The organism is Rhizobium grahamii, assembly GCF_009498215.1.
GTDB classification, from domain to species: Bacteria; Pseudomonadota; Alphaproteobacteria; order Rhizobiales; family Rhizobiaceae; genus Rhizobium; species Rhizobium grahamii_A.
The window spans coordinates 1,835,051-1,859,746 of the sequence record NZ_CP043498.1; the positions used below are offsets into that span (position 1 = coordinate 1,835,051).

Annotated in this window: 23 protein-coding genes; 11 read left to right on the forward strand and 12 right to left on the reverse strand. The window is 61.3% G+C overall.

Annotated features, from left to right (window positions below; translation table 11 throughout):
• Positions 1-5: 5 nt before the first annotated feature.
• Positions 6-3,161: an efflux RND transporter permease subunit gene (locus FZ934_RS09030; protein WP_153270802.1), complete on the reverse strand. Its 3,156-nt coding sequence runs from the start codon at positions 3,159-3,161 to the stop codon at positions 6-8.
• Positions 3,158-4,324, reverse strand: a complete 1,167-nt coding sequence (locus FZ934_RS09035; RefSeq protein WP_153270803.1) for an efflux RND transporter periplasmic adaptor subunit — start codon at positions 4,322-4,324, stop codon at positions 3,158-3,160. The genes FZ934_RS09030 and FZ934_RS09035 overlap by 4 nt, the downstream gene beginning before the upstream one ends.
• Positions 4,325-4,656: 332 nt before the next feature.
• Between FZ934_RS09035 and FZ934_RS09040 the strand changes: the two genes are divergently transcribed.
• Positions 4,657-7,143: an ATP-dependent helicase gene (locus FZ934_RS09040; RefSeq protein WP_153270804.1), complete on the forward strand. Its 2,487-nt coding sequence runs from the start codon at positions 4,657-4,659 to the stop codon at positions 7,141-7,143.
• Positions 7,144-7,427: 284 nt separating this feature from the next.
• Here the strand turns inward: FZ934_RS09040 and FZ934_RS09045 are convergent, their stop codons facing one another.
• Positions 7,428-7,775: a hypothetical protein gene (locus FZ934_RS09045; RefSeq protein WP_153270805.1), complete on the reverse strand. Its 348-nt coding sequence runs from the start codon at positions 7,773-7,775 to the stop codon at positions 7,428-7,430.
• An 88-nt stretch (positions 7,776-7,863) separates the two neighbouring features.
• Complete coding sequence (locus FZ934_RS09050; RefSeq protein WP_153270806.1) at positions 7,864-8,265, reverse strand: DUF488 domain-containing protein; 402 nt, start codon at positions 8,263-8,265, stop codon at positions 7,864-7,866.
• Between the two features lie 291 nt (positions 8,266-8,556).
• On the opposite strand from FZ934_RS09050, the gene FZ934_RS09055 reads away from it, so the two are divergent.
• From FZ934_RS09055 to pncA, 4 genes are all read left to right on the forward strand, one after another.
• The gene (locus FZ934_RS09055; RefSeq protein ID WP_153270807.1) at positions 8,557-9,393 is read left to right on the forward strand and encodes a siderophore-interacting protein; all 837 of its coding nucleotides are present in this window, start codon (positions 8,557-8,559) and stop codon (positions 9,391-9,393) included.
• 352 nt (positions 9,394-9,745) lie between these two features.
• Positions 9,746-10,246, forward strand: a complete 501-nt coding sequence (locus FZ934_RS09060) for a hypothetical protein (RefSeq protein ID WP_153270808.1) — start codon at positions 9,746-9,748, stop codon at positions 10,244-10,246.
• A 325-nt stretch (positions 10,247-10,571) separates the two neighbouring features.
• Positions 10,572-11,846: a sugar MFS transporter gene (locus FZ934_RS09065; RefSeq protein WP_246737883.1), complete on the forward strand. Its 1,275-nt coding sequence runs from the start codon at positions 10,572-10,574 to the stop codon at positions 11,844-11,846.
• A 100-nt stretch (positions 11,847-11,946) separates the two neighbouring features.
• Positions 11,947-12,573 (forward strand): bifunctional nicotinamidase/pyrazinamidase, encoded by a 627-nt coding sequence (pncA, locus tag FZ934_RS09070; RefSeq protein ID WP_153270809.1) that lies wholly within the window; start codon positions 11,947-11,949, stop codon positions 12,571-12,573.
• Here the strand turns inward: pncA and FZ934_RS09075 are convergent, their stop codons facing one another.
• The gene (locus tag FZ934_RS09075) at positions 12,574-12,822 is read right to left on the reverse strand and encodes a DUF2164 domain-containing protein (protein ID WP_153270810.1); all 249 of its coding nucleotides are present in this window, start codon (positions 12,820-12,822) and stop codon (positions 12,574-12,576) included.
• 127 nt (positions 12,823-12,949) lie between these two features.
• Here FZ934_RS09075 and FZ934_RS09080 point away from each other — a divergent pair, with 127 nt between their 5' ends.
• Positions 12,950-13,666 (forward strand): AzlC family ABC transporter permease, encoded by a 717-nt coding sequence (locus tag FZ934_RS09080; protein ID WP_113363408.1) that lies wholly within the window; start codon positions 12,950-12,952, stop codon positions 13,664-13,666.
• A 2-nt stretch (positions 13,667-13,668) separates the two neighbouring features.
• Positions 13,669-13,977, forward strand: a complete 309-nt coding sequence (locus tag FZ934_RS09085) for an AzlD family protein (protein ID WP_153270811.1) — start codon at positions 13,669-13,671, stop codon at positions 13,975-13,977.
• Positions 13,978-14,022: 45 nt separating this feature from the next.
• Here FZ934_RS09085 and FZ934_RS09090 read toward each other — a convergent pair whose 3' ends face one another.
• On the reverse strand, positions 14,023-15,858 hold the full coding sequence (locus tag FZ934_RS09090; RefSeq protein WP_153270812.1) for an aminopeptidase P family protein: 1,836 nt from the start codon (positions 15,856-15,858) through the stop codon (positions 14,023-14,025).
• 279 nt (positions 15,859-16,137) lie between these two features.
• Between FZ934_RS09090 and FZ934_RS27775 the strand changes: the two genes are divergently transcribed.
• Entirely contained in the window at positions 16,138-16,311 is a 174-nt protein-coding gene (locus FZ934_RS27775; RefSeq protein ID WP_194273784.1) for a hypothetical protein, read from the forward strand.
• A 166-nt stretch (positions 16,312-16,477) separates the two neighbouring features.
• On the opposite strand, the gene FZ934_RS09095 is transcribed toward FZ934_RS27775, so the two are convergent.
• Genes FZ934_RS09095 through FZ934_RS09105 form a run of 3 tightly spaced genes read right to left on the reverse strand, consistent with a single transcriptional unit; the run spans position 16,478 to position 19,109 of the window.
• Complete coding sequence (locus tag FZ934_RS09095) at positions 16,478-17,356, reverse strand: 50S ribosomal protein L11 methyltransferase (protein ID WP_153270813.1); 879 nt, start codon at positions 17,354-17,356, stop codon at positions 16,478-16,480.
• 15 nt (positions 17,357-17,371) lie between these two features.
• Entirely contained in the window at positions 17,372-18,502 is a 1,131-nt protein-coding gene (locus FZ934_RS09100) for an FAD-dependent oxidoreductase (RefSeq protein ID WP_153270814.1), read from the reverse strand.
• Positions 18,503-18,506: 4 nt separating this feature from the next.
• The gene (locus FZ934_RS09105; RefSeq protein WP_153270815.1) at positions 18,507-19,109 is read right to left on the reverse strand and encodes an SCO family protein; all 603 of its coding nucleotides are present in this window, start codon (positions 19,107-19,109) and stop codon (positions 18,507-18,509) included.
• Positions 19,110-19,395: 286 nt separating this feature from the next.
• Here FZ934_RS09105 and FZ934_RS09110 point away from each other — a divergent pair, with 286 nt between their 5' ends.
• The 3 genes from FZ934_RS09110 (at position 19,396) to FZ934_RS09120 (ending at position 22,413) form a co-directional block, all read left to right on the forward strand.
• A complete protein-coding gene (locus FZ934_RS09110) occupies positions 19,396-21,360 on the forward strand; it encodes a methyl-accepting chemotaxis protein (protein WP_153270816.1) in 1,965 nt (654 codons plus the stop codon).
• Between the two features lie 2 nt (positions 21,361-21,362).
• A complete protein-coding gene (locus FZ934_RS09115) occupies positions 21,363-21,833 on the forward strand; it encodes a chemotaxis protein CheW (protein ID WP_056812703.1) in 471 nt (156 codons plus the stop codon).
• A 169-nt stretch (positions 21,834-22,002) separates the two neighbouring features.
• Positions 22,003-22,413, forward strand: coding sequence for a GFA family protein (locus FZ934_RS09120; RefSeq protein WP_153270817.1), 411 nt, complete (start codon positions 22,003-22,005; stop codon positions 22,411-22,413).
• A gap of 36 nt (positions 22,414-22,449) precedes the next feature.
• Here the strand turns inward: FZ934_RS09120 and FZ934_RS09125 are convergent, their stop codons facing one another.
• The 3 genes from FZ934_RS09125 to FZ934_RS09135 all read right to left on the reverse strand — a co-directional run bounded on the left by FZ934_RS09125 (position 22,450) and on the right by FZ934_RS09135 (position 24,553).
• Positions 22,450-23,322 (reverse strand): aldose 1-epimerase family protein, encoded by an 873-nt coding sequence (locus tag FZ934_RS09125; protein WP_153270818.1) that lies wholly within the window; start codon positions 23,320-23,322, stop codon positions 22,450-22,452.
• Between the two features lie 83 nt (positions 23,323-23,405).
• Positions 23,406-23,900 carry a CreA family protein gene (locus FZ934_RS09130; protein ID WP_153270819.1) on the reverse strand — a complete coding sequence of 165 codons (495 nt, stop codon included), beginning with the start codon at positions 23,898-23,900 and terminating at the stop codon, positions 23,406-23,408.
• 62 nt (positions 23,901-23,962) lie between these two features.
• A complete protein-coding gene (locus tag FZ934_RS09135) occupies positions 23,963-24,553 on the reverse strand; it encodes a 3'-5' exonuclease (protein WP_153270820.1) in 591 nt (196 codons plus the stop codon).
• Positions 24,554-24,696 lie beyond the last annotated feature (143 nt).

Sequence of the window (24,696 nt, forward strand, 5' to 3'; positions counted from 1 at the left end):
GCGGCCTATTCCGCTGCCTCGAGCTGGCCATCCTCGCGTACCGACCGCGGACGCGATGCGTGCTGCATCTCCTGATGCAGCTTGGCTTCTTCGTGCGCATGCGGCTTTGCGAAGCGGGCAATGAGCAGATAGGCGACCGGCGTGATGTAGAGCGTCACCAGCGTCGCAAAGCCAAGGCCGCCGACGATGACCCAGCCGAGCGCGATACGCGCCTCCGCGCCGGCTCCATGCGCAAAGACCAGCGGAACGCCGCCGAGGATCGTCGCGATCATCGTCATCATCACCGGCCGAAGACGCAATGCACACGCCTTCTCGATCGCCGTGCGAACATCCTCGCCGCGATCGCGCAGCTGATTGGCGAATTCGACGATCAAGATGCCATTCTTCGCCATCACGCCGACAAGCAGAACGAGACCGATCTGACTGTAGATGTTCAAGCTTGACCCGGTGATGACAAGCGCGAAAACCGCGCAGGCGAGCCCGAGGGGCACTGTCGACATGATAATGATCGACGACAGGACGCTTTCGAACTGCGCGGCAAGAACAAGGAAAATGATGACGATGGCGAAACCGAAGGTCAGCGCCATGCCGCTCGAATTCTCCTCCAGCGTTGCCGCTTCGGCGAGAGGCACCAGACGAGCGCCTGCCGGCAGGACCGACTTCGAGATCTCGGTCGCCTCCTTCACGGCATCTCCAAGCGAGAGGCCATTCTTCAGGCCAGCCGTGATCGCCACCGACGCAAGCTGCTGCTCGCGGTTCAACTGCGGCGCCACCGAACTCTCGGTCAGCGACGCGATCACCGACATCGGAACGATCTTGCCGTCACCCGTCTTCAGGAAGACGTTTTCGAGATCCGTCGGATCATCCAATGGCCGGGTGTTCGAGGTGAGGAGCACCGGATAGGCTTCGCCCTTGACGAAAACGTCGACGACCGAACGCCCTTCCAGCAGTGACTGCATGGCGGTCGAAAGGCCGGTGATATCGATGCCGAGATCGGATGCCCGCTCGCGATCGATCGTGACCGAGACCTGCGCCTGCGTCGGCTCGTTCGTCAGCCGCGGCGTGTCATAGTGGCCGGTCGCGTCGAGAGCATGGACGAGCTGCGTGGCAGCTGCCGTCAGCGCCTCGTGGTCGTTGCCGACAAGCGCCATCTGCAAGCCGTTGCCCGCACCGCGAATGCGCAGGCTGTTCGACTGGATCGCGTTGCCCCGCAGGGCCGGGACCTTTGCCGCGGCCTGATTGATGTCGGTGACGATCTCGGCCTGCGTGCGCTGGCGTTCGCCCCACGGCGCCAGCGTCAGCACCATGAAGCCGCTATTGACCTGTCCGCCCTGCCCAGAAATCGAAAAGACGTTGCTGATATCGCCGCTGTCGACCAGCGGCTGAAGATACTCCTCGACCCGTTGCATCTTGTCGCGGGTGTATTCGAGGCTGGAGCCTTGCGGCGTCGTCAGGCGCATCATCACCAACGCGCGGTCTTCGTTCGGCGTCAACTCGCTGCGAACCGTCTGGAACGCAAGAACGGCCGCGCCGGCAAACAGGGCGGAAGCGACGATGACCACGAGCGGCGCACTCAAGCAGGCATGCAGCGACCAGCGGTACGTATCCGCGAACCACGTTCCGAAACGGCCGAGAACGCCGTGATCCTCAAGCATCTCCTTGGTCAAGATCCGCGACGCCAGCATCGGGCACAAGGTCAAGGCGACGATCGATGAGAGACCGACCGAGAACGCCAGCACGAAGCCGAATTCGCGGAAAAGCCCGCCCACCTGGCCAGGCAGGAAGGATAGCGGAATAAACACAGCCGCAAGCGTCGCAGTCGTCGCGATGACGGCAAAGAACACCTCACGCGTGCCGAGAACGGCAGCGGCGCGCGGCCCCATGCCCTCCGAGCGGCGGCGCACGATGTTTTCGAGAACGACGATCGCGTCGTCCACGACAAGACCCGTCGCCAGCACGATCGCGAGCAGCGTCAGGATGTTGATCGAAAAGCCGACGAGATAGACGGCCGCAAGCGTGCCGATGAGAGCGACCGGCATGCTGACAGCCGGAATGATCGTCGCGCGCCAGTCACGCAGGAAGAGGTAGATGACGCCGGTGACGATGACCGCAGCAAGGATCAGCGCCAGCACGACCTCGTGGATCGCGCCTTGAATGAAAACCGCATCGTCGCTGGTGATGGCGATCCGCGTCCCCTCGGGAAGCGTCTTCGAAAGCTCGGCGACGGCATCCTTGACGCCATTCGATATGTTCAGTGTGTTCGACTGCGCCTGCCGGATGATGCCGAGACCGATGCCGGGAACGCCGTTGGAGCGGAGCGCCGTCTGTCCGTCGCGCGGCCCGAGCGTCACATTGGCCACGTCGCCAAGGCGCACTCGGTTCTGCAGGATCACATTGGAGAAATCCTCCGGCGTCTGCAGGCTTGCCATGGCGCGCACGACGATCGTTTGCGTCGGGCTCTTCAGCGAGCCGGCCGGCACATCGAGAGCAGCGCTCGAAAGCGCCTTGGTCAGATCACCAACTGTCAACCCGCGGCTGGCCAGCTCGCTCTGGTTGACGTCAACGCGGAAGACCTTTTCCTGATCGCCATAGGTCTCGACATCGGCAACGCCATCGACCGAAGCAAGGCGATCGATGACTTGGTTTTCGACAAGAAGGGTCAGGTCGTCCATGTTAAGTTTGGACGAGGTGACGGCAAGGCGCATGATCGGCTGAGAATCGGAGTCCGCCTTGACGATCTGCGGCGCATCGGCCTCCTCAGGCAGACGATCGGCGATACGCCCGATCGCATCGCGCACGTCGTTCGCCGCCACAGCGAGATCGACCGCATCAGAGAATTCGAGCGTCACCCGGCTCTGGCCGAACTGAGAGCTCGACGAAATTGACTTGAGACCGCTGACGCGAGCCGCCGCCCCCTCGATAACCTTCGTCAGCTCCTGGTCGATCGTCTGCGGTGAGGCGCCGTCGAAGGTGGTGCGAACCGTCACGACCGGCCGGTCGACATCCGGCAGTTCGCGCACTTCGATCCCGGCGTAAGCCGCAAGGCCGGCAACGATCATCAGGGTATTGAAGACCAGTGCCAGAATCGGGCGCCGAACGAACAGCGCTGTAAAAGTCTGCTTGCCGGAACCCGGCTTGTCCTGCATCTCGATCACGTTCATTGCGTGGCAGGCTCCGAGTTCGACGCAACTTCGTTGGCGACCCGCACCGCGCCACCTTCGCGAACGCGCTGGAGGCCTTCGGTAACGATCGCGTCTCCGTCCTTCAGGTCGGCCTTGACGAGAATGTAGTCGGGGTTGCGCTGCACGATGCTAACGCGCACCTTGCCGGACTTGCCATCGACGACCTGCCACACAAACGCGCCCTGCGAATCCCATTGCACCGAGAGCGGATCGACCGCCGGATACTGGTCGCCGCCAAACTTCATGCCGACATTGAAGGACATGCCTGCTCGCAGTTCGTCGGAGGCATTGTCGATGCGGGCCCGCACGCGCATGGTCCGGCTGGCGGCATCGACACGGTTGTCGATCGCCTCGACCGCGCCTGAGAAAACGCGCCCGGGCCGGGCAACCGACGTTGCCTCGACCGGCTGGCCGACCGTGATCGTGTTGGCGAAACGCTCCGGCACCCAGTAATCGACCAGAATTTCCGTCCTGTCGTCGAGCGTCGCAACCGGCGTCGTCGTCGAAACATTGTCGCCGACGTTGACCGGGATGATACCGACGATTCCGTCGATCGGCGCAACGATGCTGCGGCGCTCGAGATTGAGTTCGGCCGCCTGCAGCTGCAGGCGTGCGCCCTGCTCCGCAATTTCGGCATCGAACACATCCATGCGCGACACGCTGGATTTGATGTTGTGATAGAGGCTGGATTTCTCGACGGCGCTCTTCAGGACGACATCGGCCTGGCCGCGTGCGATCACCTGCTCTTCGCTGTCGAGCTTTGCCAGCACCTGCCCCTTGGTGATCTTGTCGCCCGACTTGATCATGATCTCGCGGATAGTGCCGCTTGCCTGTGGCATGACCACGACGGAGCGAATCGCGTCTCCGGTGCCGATCGCACTCAGGCGATCATTGACGACACCACGAACGACGGCCTGGGTGACCACGAGAACGGGCGCATTGGCTCCGCCGCCACGGCGTCTTGCCTGCCCGTCCTGACCGCCGGCCTTCTGCGGCGCGGCCTCTTCCGAAGCCAGTTTGGAAGCTTCCGGGAAGCCCGCCTTGCGAAGCGTCTCGCCCGCTCCCGGCACAAAGAACATCCATCCGGCAAAGCCGGCTGCGATGACGACAAGACAGATCAGAAACTGCTTCCAAAACGGCATTCACGTCTCCAGAGGGACTCGAGGCTGGTCCAGGGTCAATCGAAAGAGGCGTCCGCGGGACAAAGTGCCGCGTATCTGCGACAATATTGTCTCTTTGCTGGTCAGCGGCAAGCGAATTGCCCTGATATTACAGAATTGTAATATCAACACTAAGTGACCGGCAGCCCCCGCGCGAAGCCACGAAAGGTTCGCCGCCACACAGATCGGATACAGTCTGCAATTGCAAACCTGCGCTGACCTTGCCGACAACAGGCTGAGGATAGCGCCCGCGCGTGAATGAAAGCAGAACATCTTTTCTGGTCTTTCGATCCCGAATCACTACATTACGCGCCATGAGCAACAGTTTCGACGATATGCCCTTCTTCGACGAGGAGCCGGGCGAAGCGCCGCGCAAGCAGCAAGCCCCCGCCGCTCCCGCACGCGGAGTCCCCGTTTCGGGAGGTCTAGCCGCCCGCGCCATGGCTGCCCGTGGCGGTGCTCAACAGCGGCCGGATTATCTTGAAGGCCTCAATCCCGAGCAGACCGAAGCCGTCGAAACACTCGAAGGGCCGGTCCTCGTGCTGGCCGGTGCCGGCACCGGCAAGACGCGCGTGCTGACGACGCGCATCGCCCACATCCTCAACACCAACCGCGCCTTCCCCTCGCAGATCCTGGCCGTGACCTTCACCAACAAGGCTGCCCGCGAGATGAAGGAGCGTATCGCGCATCTGGTCGGCGGCGCGGTCGAGGGCATGCCCTGGCTCGGCACCTTCCACTCGATCGGCGTCAAGCTGCTCCGTCGCCACGCCGAACTGGTCAACCTGCGCTCCGATTTTACCATTCTCGACACCGACGACGTCGTGCGCCTCGTCAAGCAGCTGATCCAGGCCGAGGGCCTCGACGACAAGCGCTGGCCCGCCAAGCAGTTCGCCGGCATGATCGACACGTGGAAGAACAAGGGCCTAGGCCCCGCCGACATTCCCGAAGGCGACGCCCGCGCCTTCGCCAACGGCAAGGGCCGCGAACTCTATTTCGCCTACCAGCAGCGCCTCTCGACGCTGAACGCCTGCGATTTCGGCGACCTGCTGATGCATCCGATCGCGATCTTCAGGAAGACGCCTGATCTGCTCAAGGAATACCATCAGCGCTTTCGCTATATCTTGGTCGACGAATACCAGGACACCAACACCGCGCAGTACATGTGGCTGCGGTTGCTGGCGCAGCGCCCGAAGGGCGAACCACAGAATGTCTGCTGCGTCGGCGACGACGACCAGTCGATCTATGGCTGGCGTGGCGCCGAAGTCGACAACATCTTGCGCTTCGAGAAGGACTTCCCCGGCGCCAAGGTGATCAAGCTCGAGCGCAACTACCGTTCGACGGCGCACATTCTCGGCGCGGCCGCGCATCTGATCACCCACAACGAAGGCCGCCTTGGCAAGACGCTGTTCACAGACCGCCGCGATCCCGACGATATCAAGGTGCAGTTGCACAACTCCTGGGACTCCGAAGAGGAAGCCCGCGCCATCGGCGACGAGATCGAGCAGCTGCAGCGCAACCAGCACAAGCTGAACGATATGGCCATCCTCGTGCGCGCCTCCTTCCAGATGCGCGAGTTCGAAGACCGCTTCGTGACGCTCGGCCTCAACTACCGCGTCATCGGCGGCCCACGCTTCTACGAGCGCCTCGAAATCCGCGATGCCATGGCCTATTTCCGCCTCGTCGCCCAGCCGGCAGACGACCTCGCCTTCGAGCGCATCATCAACACGCCAAAACGTGGCCTCGGCGATACGACGGTGCGCGCCCTGCACGACTATGCCCGCGCCCGCGACATCCCGATGTTGGCGGCGGCCGCCGACATCATAGAGACCGACGAGCTGAAGCCGAAGGCCCGCAAAGCGCTGTTCGACGTGATTCAATCTTTCCGCAGATGGCAGGAAAGGCTTGAAAACACATCACATACCGAGCTCGCCGAGCAGATCCTCGAAGAGTCCGGCTATACCGACATGTGGAAGGCCGACAAGACCGCCGACGCTCCCGCCCGCCTCGACAACCTGAAGGAACTCATCCGCTCGATGGAGAGCTTCGAATCGATGCGCGGCTTCCTCGAGCACGTCTCGCTGGTCATGGACGCCGAGCAGAACGAGAACCTCGACGCCGTCTCGATCATGACGCTGCACTCGGCCAAGGGCCTCGAATTCGAGACCGTTTTCCTGCCAGGCTGGGAAGAAGGCCTCTTCCCCCACCAGCGCTCGCTCGACGAGACCGGCCGCGCCGGCCTCGAGGAAGAGCGTCGCCTCGCCTATGTGGGGCTGACCCGCGCCAAGCGCCGCTGCCACCTCTGGTTCGTCAACAACCGCCGCATCCATGGCCTCTGGCAATCGACCATCCCCTCACGCTTCCTTGAGGAACTGCCCGACACGCACGTAGACGTGGCGGCGGTCGAGCAGAGCTACGGCGGCTATGGCCGCGGTGGTGGCTATGGCCAGTCGCGCTTCGACAAGGCCGAGCCCTTCGCCAACAGCCACTCCACCCCCGGCTGGAAGCGCGCCCAGCAAAACCGCAACGACGCCACCCGCGACAACTGGGGCTCCCGCTCCGGCCATTCGGTCGAGCGCATCGGCTACGGCGAGGCAGGCCCCAAGAGCCGCACGATCGACGGCGAACTGGTGGCAAAATCCACCACGACCGAGCCGTCGAAATTCAAGACCGGCGACCGCGTCTTCCACATGAAGTTCGGCAACGGCAACATCAAGATGATCGAAGGCAACAAGCTGACGATCGAGTTCGACCGTGCTGGCGAAAAGCGGGTGCTGGACGGTTTCGTGGAGCCGGTTTCGTAAGACGACCGCGCACTGCGGGCGCCCTCACCCATTCGTGACTTCGTTTGCGGGGGTCTCTCCCGCATACTGGCCTCCCGCGCGCACTGATCGCGGGAGAAAAGGAGGACGCAGATGAAACGTTACTCGCTACCTCTGATCGCAGCCTCGCTTATGGTTGCCATTCTGACAAGTCCGACGATCGCGCTTGCCTGCAACAAGATCATCGGCAGTTGATACGGAGACCAGGCTAGGCGCTCCAGGCACCTAAGCAAGTCCGAATCTCAAGGAGCGGGCGTGGTGCCCGCTCATCCCAGGATCGGCATCGACCCCAGCCCCAATATGTCATTGAGCAATGCCAGTCCGATCCCGGCGGCAACGAATGCGATGCCGATCAGAAACCACCGTCGCGCCCGATCGTATTTGGCCGCGATCAGCGAGTCCCGGGCGAGCAGGTCGGCGAAGACCTTGACCTGCAGCGCAATTCCGGCGGTCAGCAGCAGCATCGGCAATATATCGATCCGGCTCCAGTCATTGGGGTTGGAGACCCAGTGGCTGATGAAACTCAGGGAAAAACCGAGAATGATCCCGGCCGCCGTCAGCGAACCATTGCGGAACGTCGCGTCGATCTTTTCCTCTGGACCGGGCTCGGTCATGGCTTTGGCTCCGGGTGATCCTGCTCTCAAAGAAAGGCAGAAATTCCCGAACTCGGCAAGGCCGCCGCTTTCTACGGATTGATCGTCGTCAGGAGCAGCGTTCGGCGACGAAGGCCGCGCCACGATCTTCCAGCAGGCGCCGCAGCACGCTTCGATGGCAGTGGTTCTCGTTCTCGCAGTAGCAGCCGATTGCGAAATGGGTTGCGTGCGAAAGCGTGGCAAGCAGATCGAGCACATGGCTCGCCTCAGGCACCTTCATCTCTTTCGCGAAGCTGCGCACGAAGACCGCCCACTCCGCATCTGTGGTCGCTGCCTTCGCCTCGGTGACGAGCGCCTGGCTTGGAGACAGGATCGGCAGCCAGACGTCGTAGTAGTTGCGGCTCGCAAACTCTTGCTTCGGCACCCCACGGGGCGGTCTCCGGACAGTCCCGATGCGAACGCCCTCGCCGTCTTCCCTGGCCGACCCGAGTTGAACAACAGTGATAGCCACACGCGCCTCCATCCGGTTGCCATGATCTCTACCGCGATCGAAACCGCGCCGCCAGCCTCCCCGAGGGCAGCGAGCGTGCCCGCATTACAAAACCTTCATTTAAAAATCATGTTTTAAGCTTGCCACCCCGTCGATCCGGAGCTAAAGACAGGGTCATCATCTGCTGCACCTCTGGGCGCTGCACGTAAGCGTTAACGTCAATCAACGCGCTGATCGAACCCCATGCCGGGGTGCGAACGGCGCGGTATGCCTGCGTCTCACGCACCCCGGTTCCGATACAAGGAACGAAGGATGACGGAAAACACCCCCCCAGACACCACCGAAAAGCGCCACCGCATCGAGCGCGTGCGCCATGAACTCAAGCGTCGCCTGCTGACGGTCAGCCGGGTCCAGAACGTCACCCCGCAAATGCTGCGGGTAACTCTCAGCGGCCCCGATCTCGAAGGCTTCGTCAGCCTCGGCTATGACGACCATATCAAGATTCTCGTGCCCGCGCCCGGCGAAGAGCCGGCATTCCCGGAAGTCGGCCCGGATGGAAAGCTGCTGATCGATCCGGCCAAGCGGCCGTCGATGCGTGACTACACGCCGCGCCGTTATGATGCCGCCAGCCAGGAACTCGATATCGATTTTGCACTTCACGACGCGGGTCCGGCGACAGAGTGGGCGGTCAATGCCAAGCCCGGCGACAAGCTCGGCATCGGCGGCCCTCGCGGATCCTTTGTCGTCGCCACCGATTTCGATTGGTATCTGCTTGCCGGCGACGAGACGGCGTTGCCGGCCATCGGGCGCAGGCTGGAAGAACTGCCGGCAACAGCCAAGGCGCTGGTCGTGGTAGAGGTCGCCGGCCCTGAAGAAGAGCAGGCTATGACGAGCAAAGCAGCTCTGACGACGCTGTGGCTCCATCGCGGCAGCGAGCCCGCCGGCACGACGGCCAAGCTCGACGAGGCGCTGCGCGAACTCGCGCTGCCCGCTGGCGACGGCTACGTCTTCATCGCCTGCGAAACCCTCCTGGCCAAGCGACTGCGTGCCATCATGGTGGAGGAGCGCAACCACCCGAAAGCCTGGATCAAGGCCGCCGGTTATTGGAAAAAAGGCCAGGCGGACTTCCACGAGACACACGGCGACTGAGTCGACAGTCGATCCCGCCCGGCGGAGGCACCAGCTTCGCCTTGCGGGATCGACAAAATGCCGCAGGCAAACTGCCACCGACGTACCACGCAAAAAACAGAAAACAGCGGCAAGATCGCCATCCGAAAGAATGGCAGCACCGTCACCAGGTGCAAATCACCGGTGAAAAACTCATTTGAATCAAGGGAACGGAGAGGCTTAACGAAAGGTTAACCTGCTTCGCCCCTGCGCGTCAACCGGCTGAAATTCATCATAATATTCCCGCTTTGACGTCGCGCGAAAATCGCCCTAGCCCCTTTGCGTCCGCCCATGAAAGGCGGGTTTTCACGATGAACTCGCAAAGGAGCTTCAAGTGACAAGTGTTTCTTCTATCGGGAGCGGCGTTTCCCAATACAGCTCTCTCTCCAGCCTCGACAAGAATGGCGACGGCATCATTTCAGCCGATGAACTCGCCGCCGCCAATGCCAGCTCGAAATCCACCTCGTCAACCAAAGCGCCGACGTCCACGAGTACGGATGACGTCGCAAGTGTTACGCATAAGATCGCCGGCGACATCCTTTCGATCATGCTGCAGATGCAGCAGTCGAGCGCCAGCGATGATGATAGCAGCTCCTCCGATGACGATTCCAAGGGCATTCTCGCCTCTCTGGACGCCAACGGCGACGGCAAGCTGACCACCGATGAGTTCCTCTCGGCAGATACATCAAGCATCGCGTCCAGCGCCGCTGGTTCCGACGATCCGATCCTTTCCGAAGTCCTCGACGACATGCAGACGGCTCTCCGCGCCTACCAGAATACCTACGGCACCTCAGCCGCTGCCGATAGCGGCAGCAGCGACGTCCAGACGGCCTGAAGATCTTTGACGGCTCCGCCGGGGGAGCCGAAAATGATCGATGAATGGAGAAAGACGGCACGTTTTTCGCCGCAGGCTCCAATGATCTCTTGGCTGACCGAATTTTTTGAGTTCGCATTTGCAAAATTTTCGCCGCAAAGCACAATAAAAATCGTTTGAATACTATCGAAGTCCTCTTAACCGCCTTATATGGCGGATGTGGCTTGCTGCACGCCTCCTCCCAGGGCGCCCCGCCGAGCCGCCGCCGGCGCGTTTGAAAGACGGCTTCCAAAGGGAAATACCCGGCGCCAACAATAAAAAGAGGTATCCTAAAGTGGCTGGTATAATCACCAATCAAGCCGCGACGACGAGCCCGACTTCATCAGACTCTTCAACGTCGCCAAACTATCGCTTTGCCCTCACTGCGCTGACGTCGCTGTTTTTCATGTGGGGTTTCATCACCTGCCTGAACGACATTCTCGTCCCGCACCTGAAGAACGTCTTTCAGCTAAACTATACGCAGTCGATGCTGATCCAGTTCTGCTTCTTCGGCGCCTACTTCATCGCCTCTCTTCCCGCGGGCGCGCTCGTCAAGCGCACGGGCTACAAGCAGGGCATCGTCATCGGACTGGTAATCGCGGCCATCGGCTGCGCCCTTTTCATTCCGGCAGCCAGCTATCGCGCCTACCCGCTTTTCCTCGGCGCTCTCTTCGTTCTTGCGACCGGCATCACCTTGCTTCAGGTCGCCGCAAACCCTTACGTGACAGTGCTTGGCCCGCCCGACACGGCGGCAAGCCGCCTGACCCTGACGCAGGCCTTCAACTCCCTTGGCACGACGCTCGCACCGATGTTCGGCGCTCTGCTGATCCTTTCGGCAACGACGGCAGCCGTTGCAGGCGCTACGCCGGAACAGCTCGACGCCATCAAGATCGCCGAAGCAAGTGCCGTGAAGTTCCCCTACATGCTGCTCGCGGTCGCCTTTCTGCTGCTCGCTGCGCTCTTTGCGGCATTGAAGCTGCCGCAGGTCGAAGGCAGCGATGAGATCGAGCCGATAACCGGCGGCGGATCGGCATGGCAGTATCGCCATCTCGTCCTCGGTGCCGTCGGCATCTTTCTCTATGTCGGCGCCGAAGTCAGCATCGGCAGCTTCCTCGTGAATTTCATGAGCCAGCCTGACATCGCCGGCTTCTCCGAGGCCGAGGCCGCCCACCACGTTGCCTATTTCTGGGGCGGCGCGATGATCGGCCGGTTTATCGGTGCGATCGCCATGCGCTATGTCAACGACGGCAAGGCCCTTGCCTTCAATGCTGTGGCTGTCATTGCCCTGTTGCTGCTGACCGTATTTTCGGGCGGCCATGTCGCCATGTGGTCGGTACTGGCGATCGGTCTCTTCAACTCGATCATGTTCCCGACGATCTTCAGCCTCGCGCTCTATGGCCTCGGCAAGTACACCAGTCAGGGCTCCGGCATCCTGTGCCTTGCCATCGTCGGCGGCGCCATCCTGCCGCTCGTGCAGGGCGGCCTGGCCGATACGATCGGCATCCACATGGCGTTTCTGATGCCCGTCATCTGCTACGCCTACATCGCCTACTACGGTCTGAAGGGCCATCGCCCGGCGTGATCTAATGATCGGGCCTCGCGGCAATTCGCGAGGCCCTCTCGCCTCTTGCGTGTTTCCCTCAGCCTTGGCATCTTGCGCTGCAACAAAGGGAGACGCTTCGATGAAGGCATTGCTGCTTGTCGATATTCAGAACGGTTTTTGCCCCGGCGGCAACCTTCCGGTCCTCGAGGGCCACGAGGTTGTGCCGGTTGCGAACCGCCTGATCGAAAGCGGCAAATACGACCTCATCGTCGCCTCGCAGGACTGGCACCCCGAGGACCACGGCAGCTTCGCGTCGTCCCACCCCGACAAGGTGCCGTTCGAGCTCGGTACGCTCTCCGGCAAGCCGCAGATGATGTGGCCAGATCATTGCGTGCAGGGAACTGAAGATGCCGAACTGCATCCCCATCTCAAGATCGAAGCCATTGACCTCATCATCCAGAAGGGACTGAACCGGTCGGTCGACAGCTATTCCGCCTTTCGCGACAACGACCGCGACGCCCACACCGGCCTTGCCGCTTATCTCAAGGATCAGGATATTACCGATCTCGATGTCTGCGGCCTGGCGACGGACTATTGCGTCAAGTTCTCGGCCCTTGATGCGCTGGAGATGATGCCGGGCGTCCAGGTTCGGTTCATCGAAGACGCAAGCCGTGGGATAACGCCCGATGGCGTCGCGGCCGCGATCGACGAAATGCGCCAGAAGGGCATCGCCATCATCACCAGCGAACAGGCGATGTCGGACTGATCAATCCGTGGCGTCTCGCTGCAGCTGGTAGATATCATCCGAGAAGTCGTCGATGCGCTTTGCGAGCACCGCCTGCGCATCTTCCAGCCCCTGCTTGTAGTAAGCGGCCCCAATCTCCTTCGCGAAGAAGTCCATCACGAATTCCGCTTTCAGAAGACCGATGGGCTGGTCGAGCTCGCTGTCGAAATAATGCTGGATGCGCGCGATCAGCGCGGCCTTGTCTTCTTTCGAAAATTCAATCGGCTTCATCGTGTCCTCGGTGCTCGTTTCTCCGTTGAACCGTTCAGTGAAATCGATCGGTCAATCAAGGAAATTCGTTTGCAGTCAACCATCGGCGCCAATAGACGGAGGCAAACTTCCAGAAGGATCGTCGCCGATGAGTCGCGCGAATTTCATCGAAGGCATGCGCGGCGGTTTTCCCGTCGCCGTTGCCTCCGCACCGTTCGGCGCATTGTTTGGCGCCCTCGCCGTCGACCACGGCATGTCGCTTGCTGAACTCACCTTCATGAGTGCCACCGTCTATGCGGGCGCCAGCCAGCTTGTCGGCCTCGAGCTGTTCGGCCATGACGTGCAGGCTTGGCTAATCGTTGCCTCGATTCTGGCCGTCAATTTCCGCCATGTGCTCTATTCGGCCGCGATCGCGCCCTACATCAAGCACTTCACGGCACTGCAGAAGTTTTTCACCTTCTTCCTGCTCGTCGACCCGCAGTTTGCCGAGACGGTAAAGCGCGGGGAAGCCGGCAAGGAGGTGTCCTTCGCCTGGTACCTTGGCTTTGGCATCGTCATCTACATCCCCTGGATCTGCGTCAGCCTCCTGGGAGGCTTGCTCGGCAGCCTGATCGGCGATCCAAAGTCGATCGGTCTCGACATTCTGCTGCCGGCCTATTTCCTTGGGATCGTCCTCGATTTCCGCCACCGCGACAATTTCCTGCCGGTTGCTGCGGTCAGCGCTGTCGCATCGATAATTGCCTATCGCTACGTCGGTTCGCCCTGGCATGTGAGCCTTGGCGCAGCCGCAGGCATTGTGCTTGCTGCCCTGCTGCCACCTCCACCGCATGAACAGGAACTCGAATCCGACCTGCACGAGGTGTGACCGTGAGCTTTGATCTTCATATGGCGCTGATCATCGTCGCCGCAGCGGTCGCGACCTACGGCACCCGCATCGGCGGCTACATCCTCATCACGACGATGAAGAGGATACCGCCGCGCATGGAGGCGGCCCTTGCCGCCGTGCCCGCGGCCGTACTGACGACCCTCGTCGCGCCGGCCTTCTTTACTGGTGGATGGGACTCCAAGCTCGCGCTCGTCGCTGCCCTGCTCGTCGGCCTCCGGGTGTCGCACACCTGGATGCTCGTGGTCGCATGGGTCATCGTCATGACGTGGCGTCACACGATCGGCGCCTAACCGGAAAGACGCCGGAGCAAACCGGCGTCACCCTTGTTTCAGATCTCAGTATTCGAGTGGCAGCGTCGCGTTCTCTAGCCACGCCTTGACATCCCGGTCATGGATAAGCGGCATCAAGGCCTCACGCGTGCGTGCGTGATAGTCGTTGAACCAGTGCAGCTCGTCATGCGTTAGCAGTTCGGGTATCACGAGGCTGCGGTCGATCGGGCAAAAGGTCAGCGTTTCGAACCCGAGCATCGGCTGATCGCCGCCCTCGACTGCCTCCGCGTCGCGCACGTAGACGAGGTTCTCGATCCGGATCCCGAACGCACCCGGCCGGTAATAGCCGGGCTCGTTCGACAAGATCATCCCTGGTAGGAGCTCCTGCGTCGACAATCGTGAAATCCGCTGTGGGCCTTCATGCACCGAAAGATACGAACCGACGCCATGGCCGGTGCCGTGGCCGAAATCCGCACCCGCGCGCCACAAGGCGATGCGTGCCAGCGGATCGAGATCGCAGCCACGTGTCCCCTTCGGAAAGCGAGCCGTGCTGATCTGGATCATTCCCTTCAGGACGAGCGTGAAGAAGCGTCGCTGCTCTTCGCTGACGGACCCGATGCCAACGGTACGCGTAATATCCGTGGTGCCATTGATGTACTGCGCCCCGGAATCGATCAGGAACAGCTCGCCCGCCTCGAGTTTGCGATTCGACTCGGTGGTCACGCGGTAGTGCATGATGGCCGCATGTTCGCCAGCTCCCGAGATCGTGTCGAAGGAGATGTCCTTCAATGGATTCTGCATGCTCTCGCCGACACGTGCACGGGCGGCCTCAAGCTTTTCCGCAACCTCGATCTCCGTCACCGTTCCAGGCTTCGTCTGCGACAGCCAATACAGGAACTCGACCATGGCCGCGCCGTCCTGAAGGTGCGCGGCGGCAGAGCCATTGATCTCCACGCTGTTCTTCACAGCGCGCGGCAGCTTCGCGGGATCTCCCCCCTCGACCACGATGCCGCCGGCCGCACGGATCATCTCCGAGAGACCGTAGGACGTCAGATCGGGGTCGATCAACACGCGACCTTCGTCCTTTGAAACGGCGGCAAGCTTGCCCTCGAGCGACGACGGCGGCAGCTGCTGGCAGAGCTGGGCAAGATAGGCTTCCGCCTCGATGCCGGTCTTGCGCTTGTCGAGGAAGAGATCGGCCTTGCCGTCGGCATAGATGATCGCGCGCGCCAGCGGATGCGGCGTGTGCGGAACGTCACTGCCGCGAATGTTGAATATCCACGCGACCGAGGACGAATCCGCAATCAGCACGGCCTTGAGGTCGCGCTTGGCAAGATCAGCCGCAATCGTCGCGAGCTTGTCCGTGGCCAGCACGCCAGCCTGGGCGATATTCTGAATATTGACGGCCCCGAGCGGCTCCTGCGGCCGGTCTTTCCAGAGGCGATCGAGCGGGTTGTGCGGCAGGATGACAAGCGTGCCGCCGATCTCGCTCAGCGCCTTTTCGAGACGTCGCACTTCCGCACCCGAATGCAGCCACGGATCGATGCCGAGCCTCAATCCTTTCGCGCCGTGCTTGGCAAGCCAGGCGTGCGGCGGCTCGTTGACAAGATCTCCGCCGGTAAAGACGGAGCCGTCTACCTGCTCGGCAAGCTGCGTTACATAACGGCCATCAACGAACACGATCGCCTGCGCTCTGGTGACCAGCGCCATGCCGGCCGAACCCGTGAAACCCGTCAGCCAGGCAAGACGCTCGGCGCAGGCCGGGACATATTCGCCGTTGAACTCGTCCGCCCGCGGCACGAGAAACGCATCAATCCCCAAGGCGTCGAAACTTTCGCGCAGACCGGAAACCCGATCGCGGCCGAATTGTGGCGTGGACGTGACTTCAAAAGATTGGAACATGCTCGAAAACCTGATGTTGAGGACGAATCCCGCATTAGAGATTGGCCGCTATCCTATCGTAACTTCACGATGAATGGCAAAGACGTGAACGGCCGCGACACCAGCAGCCGGGTATTATTTTGGCGGAAATGAGGCATCCTTTTCGGGTTTGGCACGCTTTATGCATTCGCTGCATGGCTCCCATGAACGAAACCCTCTGCCTCAATTTTTCTTAATAGCTATATAGTCGCCATCACGACGGTTCGAGACGGACCGCCAACCAACAAAAGGAATTTCAACATGACTGCCCCTCTGTCGCGCTTCGCTTACAGCAGCCCGGTACAGGCTGGCGAGCGCCAGACTGTGCGTCACGTCATCGGCTCGCGCCGCCCGCTGAATGAGGACACCCTCAAGCTGCTCGGCGCCGGTCAAAGAGTTACGCGCCACCAGGTCGCAACCAGCTACGCGTTCTGAGCAACTCGCCGCTCCGTTCTCCTCCTCCCTCACAGGATCGGCGATCAGAACCAGTAGAAGCCCGCTCGAGCGCTCCTCCTCCTTCGAGCTCGCGGGATTGGCCGGGAAACCGGCTCAAGGCGGTGCCACTGGCACCGCCTTTTATTTTGTCTTCAACGCTCGCCTCTCACGGACGATCGAGATGGATCGTCACCCAGCCATTGCGCCAGATCGTACGCACATGGCGAAGATGTGCACCATTATAGGCGGCGAGTACCTTCCAGCGTTGAGACGCGAGAATGCCCGAGAGAATGACGGAGCCGCCGGGCGCGAGATGATTGACGAGCTGCGGCGCCATCTTGATCAGCGGTCTCGCCAGGATGTTGGCGATGATAAGGTCGAACGGACCGTTCTCGGCAAATGCCGTCGAATGAAAGCCCGGTGCCGTCACCGCCTTGATGCCGGATGCGATCCCATTGGCGCGTACATTCTCGGCGGCAACCCGCGTCGCGATCGGATCGATGTCCGTTGCGAGCACCGGAATGTTCTTCAGCTTGCGAACGGCGATCGCCAAGACGCCGCTGCCGGTTCCAAGATCGAGGGCATTGCGGACGCGCCGTGCCCGCACCACGCGATCGATCGTTTCCAGGCAGCCCGCCGTGGTGCCGTGATGACCGGTGCCGAATGCCTGGCCGGCCTCGATCTCGATAGGTATGTCGCCCATGCGCACCTTGTCGCGATCATGAGATCCGTGGACGAGGAACCGCCCTGCCCGCACCGGCTTCAGCCCTTCGAGGGACTTGGCCACCCAGTCGACGTCGGGAATGACCTCCCGTTCCACAGTCGCCCAGGGAAACGCGTGCTTCAGAGCCTCCTCGACGCGAGACCGCACCTCGGCCTCGTCTTCGCGCATCATGTAGACCGACGCTTCCCATATGTCCTTTTTCTCGTCGATCTCCGTCGTCGCGATCGCGAAATCTTCTTCGCCGAACACCTCGCTCAGCAGGTCGAGGATCTCACCGGCAAGAACTTCGGTGGTCGTGACGTAAAGGCGTATTTCACTCAAGGTCGGTCTTTCCCGTTATTGTGCGCCATCGATCCATGGCGGAGACGGCGTATCATATCCGGAAACGCCGCGAAGCAGTTCTTGTGAAAATGCAGGTATTCTGAAAAGCACAGGCACGACAAGATCGCGCAGCGTGATCGACAGCGGATTGTGCATGGTGATCATCGATGTCAGCTGCCGGGTCTGCTTCAGGACCGTCATGACAGCCGGCATGCGCAACGAGGAATACTCGGCCTCGCGCCCTTCCGAAATCAGCCAGGCCAGCCAGCACGCGTCTTCTATGCCGAGATTCATGCCCCGAGCGCCTGCCGGTGAATGGATATGCGCGGCATCGCCGGCAAGAAAGACGCTGCCCTTCGCCATCGCCTCGACATGGCGGAAATGGATGCGGAAATCGGACGCCCATACCCGTTCGGCGACCGGCGCCGGATGAACGATGCGGCTTTCGAAATCCGCCAGCGTCGAGATATAGCGCAGCACATCGCGTTCCACCGGCAAGCGTCCGATCATGCCGGGATCGACAAGATTGATTTCGGCGAAGTTGGGATCGATGTCGCGGGTATAGCGAAAGTCCGCAAGATAGAAACTGCTCTCCAGCGCATCACCGGGAAATCCGAAGCCGATCGCCCGTCGCACGGCAGAGTGCGCTCCATCGGCCGCGACAACGATATCGAAAGAAGCGACTTCCTCCGATCCGTCGTGCTTGCGCAATGTCACATGGGGCTTTGCAGCGTCGAGCGAGAGTTTCTCGACGGACGTTTTCCATTCCGGCGCGACTTCATAGTTCGAAAGCGCGCCGATAAGCAGCCGCTCGGTATGACCCTGCGCGAGCGCATAGAGAGCGCCGTAGGCCCCCGGTATCCGTGTCGTATCAAGGGAGACGAGCGTCCGGTTCTTCGAGACGATCCGAAACCGCTTGAGCTGATGCGCTTCCTGCAGGATGGCGTCGCTGACACGCGAAGGCGAGAGCAGCGTCAGCGTGCGGGCGTTGACACCGAGGGCACGACTTTCGACGAGCGGCACGGGACCGGCATCACGATCGACAACCCGGGGACGAAATCCCCGCCGCGCCAGTTCGAGAGCCGCCGTCAGGCCGGTCGTGCCGGCTCCCACGATGAGGATGCTTCGGTGTCCGGACGGCGACATGGGATCATCCCTTGTTGACGAGGTTCTCCAGCTTTTTTACCGCCGTATCGGGATTTTCTCCATAGGCGATCGTACCCGAGAAGCGCCCGGCAGAATCCAACAGGAAGACCGAGGCCGTATGGTCCATTGTATAGTCGCCGTTCGGGTTGTTCTCGTCTACGGGGACCTTCTTGGCGTAGACGCGGTATCCCTTGATGACATCGGCGACCTTATCCGGTGCGCCCGATATGCCGACGATCCGCTTCGACACGTTCGACACATACTGGTTCATGACATCGGGCGTATCCCGCTCGGGATCGACGGTCACGAAATAGGCCTGCAACCTGTCGCCCTTGGGATCGACTTTCTCCAGCCAGCCATTCATTTCGAACAGCGTCGTCGGGCAGACTTCCGGGCAATGAGTAAAACCGAAGAACAGCGCCGTCGGCTTGCCCCGGAACGCCTGCTCGGTAATCGGCTGGCCATTCTGTGCGACAAGCGTGAACGGAACGCCGAACGGCCCATCGGACATTGCTTCCTTGGTCTTGGTGACGTTGAGCGTCAGCCAGCCAAGAATGCCTGCCATCAGCAACACGGCAACCCAGACGGCGATGCGTACAGTCTTCATCGTTCTACTTTCCCGGAAGGATTAAAGCTCTTTCGCGCCTGATATCCTTTCGATCGGCATGGCGCAATTCAACAAGACGTTTCCCGGCCGCGGTTTATTGCCATCCCCCCGGGGGGACGCATATCGTTAGCAATAGCTTAAAGAAACACATCTATATTTAGCCATGGATGGAACGACCCAAAAGTTCGAAGGCATGACGTCTGTCTGGTAGGCACCCCTGCCCGATTATCCGCCTGTGAGCGAAAGAAACATGCCCGCGCCCAGGCGCGGAGGGGATAGTCTTCACATGACACATGCGAAAGTGCGCAAGAGCCTCTCTGTCAGCCAGAGGCTTGGAACGCTTGCGGGCGCCGCCTTCATCGGCTTCGGCTCCATGCTGGCGGTCGGTTGGTACGAGAATGGGGTGGTCGATGGCGCCCTGCGCCGCGCCAATGAAATCCAGGTGAGCGTCGATCATATCAACGCCATGCGCATAGCCAATCTGACACTGGTTCTGGCGGCCATGGATACGATCGTCGACCACGGCGATAAGGCCGTTTCGCCGGAACGGATCGCACTGATGAATGCATCGCTCGAGACACTTTCCGGTAGCTCGAGAGAGACGCACATGCTGGCCGACGAACTAAAAGCGGCCAATCTCCTCGCCACTTTTGATGCCGATGTCGCCTCCTTGAAGCAGAAGATTCTGGGAGACCTCAAGGCCGCCGTGGAAGCTGGCGCGCCGGACAGCGAGTTCGACAAGCTTGACGATGCCATCGACAAGGGCGGCAACAAGCTCACGGCAACTCTTGATCAGCTCGCGATTGATGGTGGTGCCGTTGCCAAGAAGCGTGTCGACGACGCGAACGCCATCTCACAGAACGCCGTCTATATCCAGCTCGGCCTCGGCATCATCGCGATCCTGATCATGGGCATGCTGCAGTACATTCATGGCGGCTCCATTCGGCGCGGCATCGACGCCGTCCGCAAGAGCATGCAACGCATCATGAGCGGCGACATAAACAGCCTCGTTCCCGCGACCGATCGCGGCGACGAGATCGGCGACATGGCGCGCGCCGCGGAAAGCTTTCGCCAGGCCGCGATCGACAAGCAGGCGCTCGAAGCCCGCAGCGAAAGCGAACGCCAGCAGAGCGACGCCGAGCGCCGCAGCCGCGACGCGGCCAAGCTCGCCGATACCGAAGAGCTGAGCAAGGCGGTAGGCGAACTCGGTCAGGCGCTGACACGTCTTGCCGCAGGTGACGTCACCGTCACGATCGAGCGCGCCTTCAAGCCGGAATTGGAACCGCTGCGCGCCGACTTCAACCGGACCACCGCGACACTTCGCCAGACGATGTCAGGCATCTCCCAGAATGGCTCTTCCATCCAGGCAAACAGCCGGCAGATGCGCTCAGCCGCCGACGACCTTGCAAAGCGCACGGAGCAACAGGCAGCCTCACTCGAGGAGACCTCGGCGGCCCTCGACGAGATCACCGCGACGGTTCGCAACGCGACCAGCCGCGCCGAAGAGGTCGGCCACATGGTCGCCCATACCCGCCAGAGCACGGCGAAATCGGATGTGGTCGTGACCGATGCGATGGCCGCCATGGAGCGAATCGCCACTGCTTCGCGCGAGATCGGAACGATCATCAACGTCATCGATGAAATTGCCTTCCAGACCAACCTGCTTGCGCTGAACGCAGGCGTCGAGGCAGCTCGCGCGGGCGAAGCCGGCAAGGGCTTCGCGGTCGTTGCGCAGGAAGTGCGTGAGCTTGCCGGCCGGGCCGCAGGTGCTGCCAAGGATATCAAGGCTTTGATCGGAAAATCCAACACCGAGGTAAAGGCTGGCGGTGAACTCGTGACTGCCGCCGGCGAGGCGCTTCGCCAGATCGGCGAAGATGTTTTGCGGATCGACGAACATGTTAAATCAATCGTAACCTCTGCACGCGAACAATCCACCGGACTGAACGAAATCAATACGGCCATCAGCCAGATGGACCAGGTCACGCAGAAAAACGCGGCCATGGTGGAAGAAACGAACGCAGCAAGCCACGCGCTCGCCACCGATGCCGACGGCCTGATCCATTTGATCCAGACGTTCAAGATCGGCGAAGGCATGAATGCCCGTTCCACGCCGCGGGAAGCCACAGCAGTCTCGCATCCGAAACCATCACCCGCACGAAGCCTCATCGGCAAGGTCGCGGGCGCATTCAGCGGCGGTGCAACCGCCAGAGCCATGGCCGCACCGGCCGGAGACAACTGGGAAGAATTCTGATCATGAACAACACCGTCATCAACCAGACCGGCTCGCATCTCGAGATCGTCTCCTTCCATCTCGGCGAGCAGGAATTCTGCATCGACATCATGGCGATCCGCGAAATCCGCGGCTGGGCGCCAGTGACGCCGATGCCGCACACGCCGCCTTACGTCCTCGGCCTCATCAACCTGCGCGGCGCGGTTATCCCCGTCATCGACATGGCCTGCCGCCTCGGCATGAAGATGACGGAGCCCTCCGAGCGCTCCGCCATCATCGTCACCGACATCGCCGGCAAGCTCGTCGGTCTTCTGGTCGAACAGGTTTCCGACATGATGACCATCAAGAGCGAAGACCTGCAGCCGGCACCGGAAATCATTCCGGAAGCCCAGCGCGCCTTCTGCCGCGGCATCGTGGCGCTCGAAAAGACGATGGTCTGCTTCCTCAACCTCGACACCGTCATCGCCGACGAATTGACCCGCGAAGCCGCCTGATAGAATCGACCGGCCTCATGGAGGCCCAACGGCAAAACTTTCGAACCGCTCGCACCGGACCGTTGCGAGCGGTTTTTTTCATGGCCGCCAGCCGTGCCTGTCGCGTGCTACCGTCTGAACAAAGCGCGCGGATGAGCGTTCGGATCGGAGCAGCAAAAGGATATCGGAGATGAGCGACGATAAGGCCCGCCACACCGGAGGATGCGCCTGCGGTGCGATCCGCTACCGGATAGACGAGGCGCCGCTCGCAAGCGGCATCTGCCATTGCCGGACATGCCGCAAGGTCGCATCCGCCACCACGCTGCCATTCGTCACCTTCCCGGTGCGAACGCTGGTATACGAACAAGGGAAACCGAGCGCCTTCGCCTCGTCGAAGGGCGTCATGCGCACCTTCTGCGGATCATGCGGCTCCCCGATCAGCTATCAGAACGATGCTGACCCCGATCTCGTAGACATAATGACCGTTAGCCTCGATGATCCGGACGCCTACCGCCCGACTTTTCACGTCTGGACATCCGAGAAGGTGGCATGGGACGTCATCTGCGATGAGCTGCCCGCCTACCCACGCGGACGCGCGTAGAGCTGCCCGCCTTGACCGCGACCAACGCCCCGGAAGCTACTCGTTGACGATCTCGACCGTGAACGCAAAGCGTCTCACCTCGCCGGGCGGCAATGTCAGGCTGTAAGGCCGCTTCGCAAGTTCCTTAGAACCATCCTTTTCGGCTGCCATTCCGTGCCAGGGTTCGACGCAGAGGAACGGCGCACCCGGCTTTTGCCAGAGCGCCAGATTGGGCAGATTCTCAAAGGTGAAATGCAACGACGGCCCACCCTCGGCGCCGTAGCGTAGCCCCTTGCCTGCGCCCTCGGGAAAGATCATCGCATCCTGCTTGAACATGCTGGGATCAAGCACAAGCCTGCCCGCCTTGAAGGGCGATGCCAGCTTTCCGGGCGCGATCAACCCGCCCTCAAGCCGAGCCAGGGCAGGCTCTGCCTGATTGTCGAGCGTTACGATGTGGTCCTGCCCTGCAGCGTCAGGCAACGGCCAGACGAAGGCGGGGTGGAAGCCTAGCCCGAAGGGCATCGGCCTCTCGTCGCGATTGGAGACCTCGGCGACAACTGTCAGCTTCCGGCCCTCGAGCACATGCTCGACCGCCAGAAGGAATTCGAACGGAAAGACCGCCTTTGTCGCCGGCGATGACGCAAGCTCATAGCGGCACATGGTGTCGCTGGAGGAAGCAAGCGTGAATTCCGCCCGCCGGGCAAAGCCGTGCTGGTTCATCGGATAGCTCTGGCCGTCGATCATCACTGCATCGCCAGGCGCCTTGCCGACGATGGGAAACAGGACGGGGGAACGCCCGTTCCAGAAAGCAGCGTCGCCGTTCCAGAGCCACGACTTTCCGTCACTGGTGTCGAGCGCCTGCATCTCCGCCCCAAACGAGGAGACGTCAACTGTAAGGTATTGGTTGGCAATCCGTTTCAGGCTTGGCATCGGGCATCCTCTTCGATTTGACTCGCGGCGGACCATATCTGCGCCAACCGCCGATTTCCATCGGCAGTTGGCGCAACACGCCCCTATTGCGGCTTACCGTTCTTCCAGTTCACGTTCTGCCCATAGAGCGGGATCGTAGAAATCGCCATTTTCGCCGAGCCGTCCGTCAGTTCGCGCGAATGTACGAGATAGATCAAGGTGTCATTTTCTTTGTCGTAGATTCTGTTCACGACCAGCTTCTTCCAGACAAGCGATATACCTGTCTTGAACACCTCGTCGCCGCCCTTCGACAGGTCGATGTCGCCGATCTCGATCGGCCCTGTCTGGCGGCAGGAGATGGAGTTGTTCGAGGGGTCCTCGAACCAGTTGCCGTTCTTCACGCGGTCGATGACGCTGCGGTCGAAATAGGTGACGTGGCAGGTCACGCCCTTCACCTGCGGGTCGGCCACCGCATCAACGATGATATCGTTGCCGATCCAGTCGACCCCGACCTTTCCGACCACATCGGCCGCCGCCGGCCCGGCGGCAAGACCGATGAACGACGTGGCGACAAGCGCCAGATAGCTGTTTCTGAACATGACGGCTCCCTGATTGCACCCAATCTAAGGTAAGCGCGCCCGATGCCTTTACAAGGAAGCGATCACGCCTTCCGGCAGGTGCAGGCCTCGTAACCTTCAGGCATCAGCCTGCCTGGCTTCATACCGATCAGCCCCGGAATGGCGTTTACAGCTGCAGCACCAACAGTCTTTGCCATGGCGATCGCCGCATGCGCGCAGACGGCAGCGTCTTCGGCGGCATTATGGTGGGCGAAGCGCAGACCGAGATGCTCGGCGATGATGTTCAGCCGGTGCGACAGGAAGTGCGGCCAAATCCGCTGCGCCATCTTCAGGCTGCAGAGATAGGTCAGCTCGGGATAGGATTGCCGATAGAGATCGAGGCTCGCGCGCCAGACGCTGAAATCGAACGACGCATTGTGCGCGATCATCGTCGCGCCCCGGAAATCGTCGTGAAATTCGTCCATGACCTCGGGAAACTCGGGCGCATCCTCGACATGTTCAGGGCGAATGCCGTGGATGGCGATGTTCATGCCCGAGAAGCGCATCTCTTTCGGCCGGATCAGTCGCTCCTCGACACGGGTGACCTCGCCGTCCTCGATCCACGCCAGCCCCACCGAGCAGGCACTGCCGCGCTGTTCGTTGGCTGTTTCGAAATCAATGGCGATGGTCTTCAAGGCGGGGTCCGATTCGGCATCTTCTCATCGATCTAGCGTTGCAGGGCGCCAGAGGTAAACACTCCTGCTTGACTCAAGCGCCGCCATCAACGACTTTCCTCGCATGATCGGATCACGCGCCATTCTTGCGACCATGCACCACA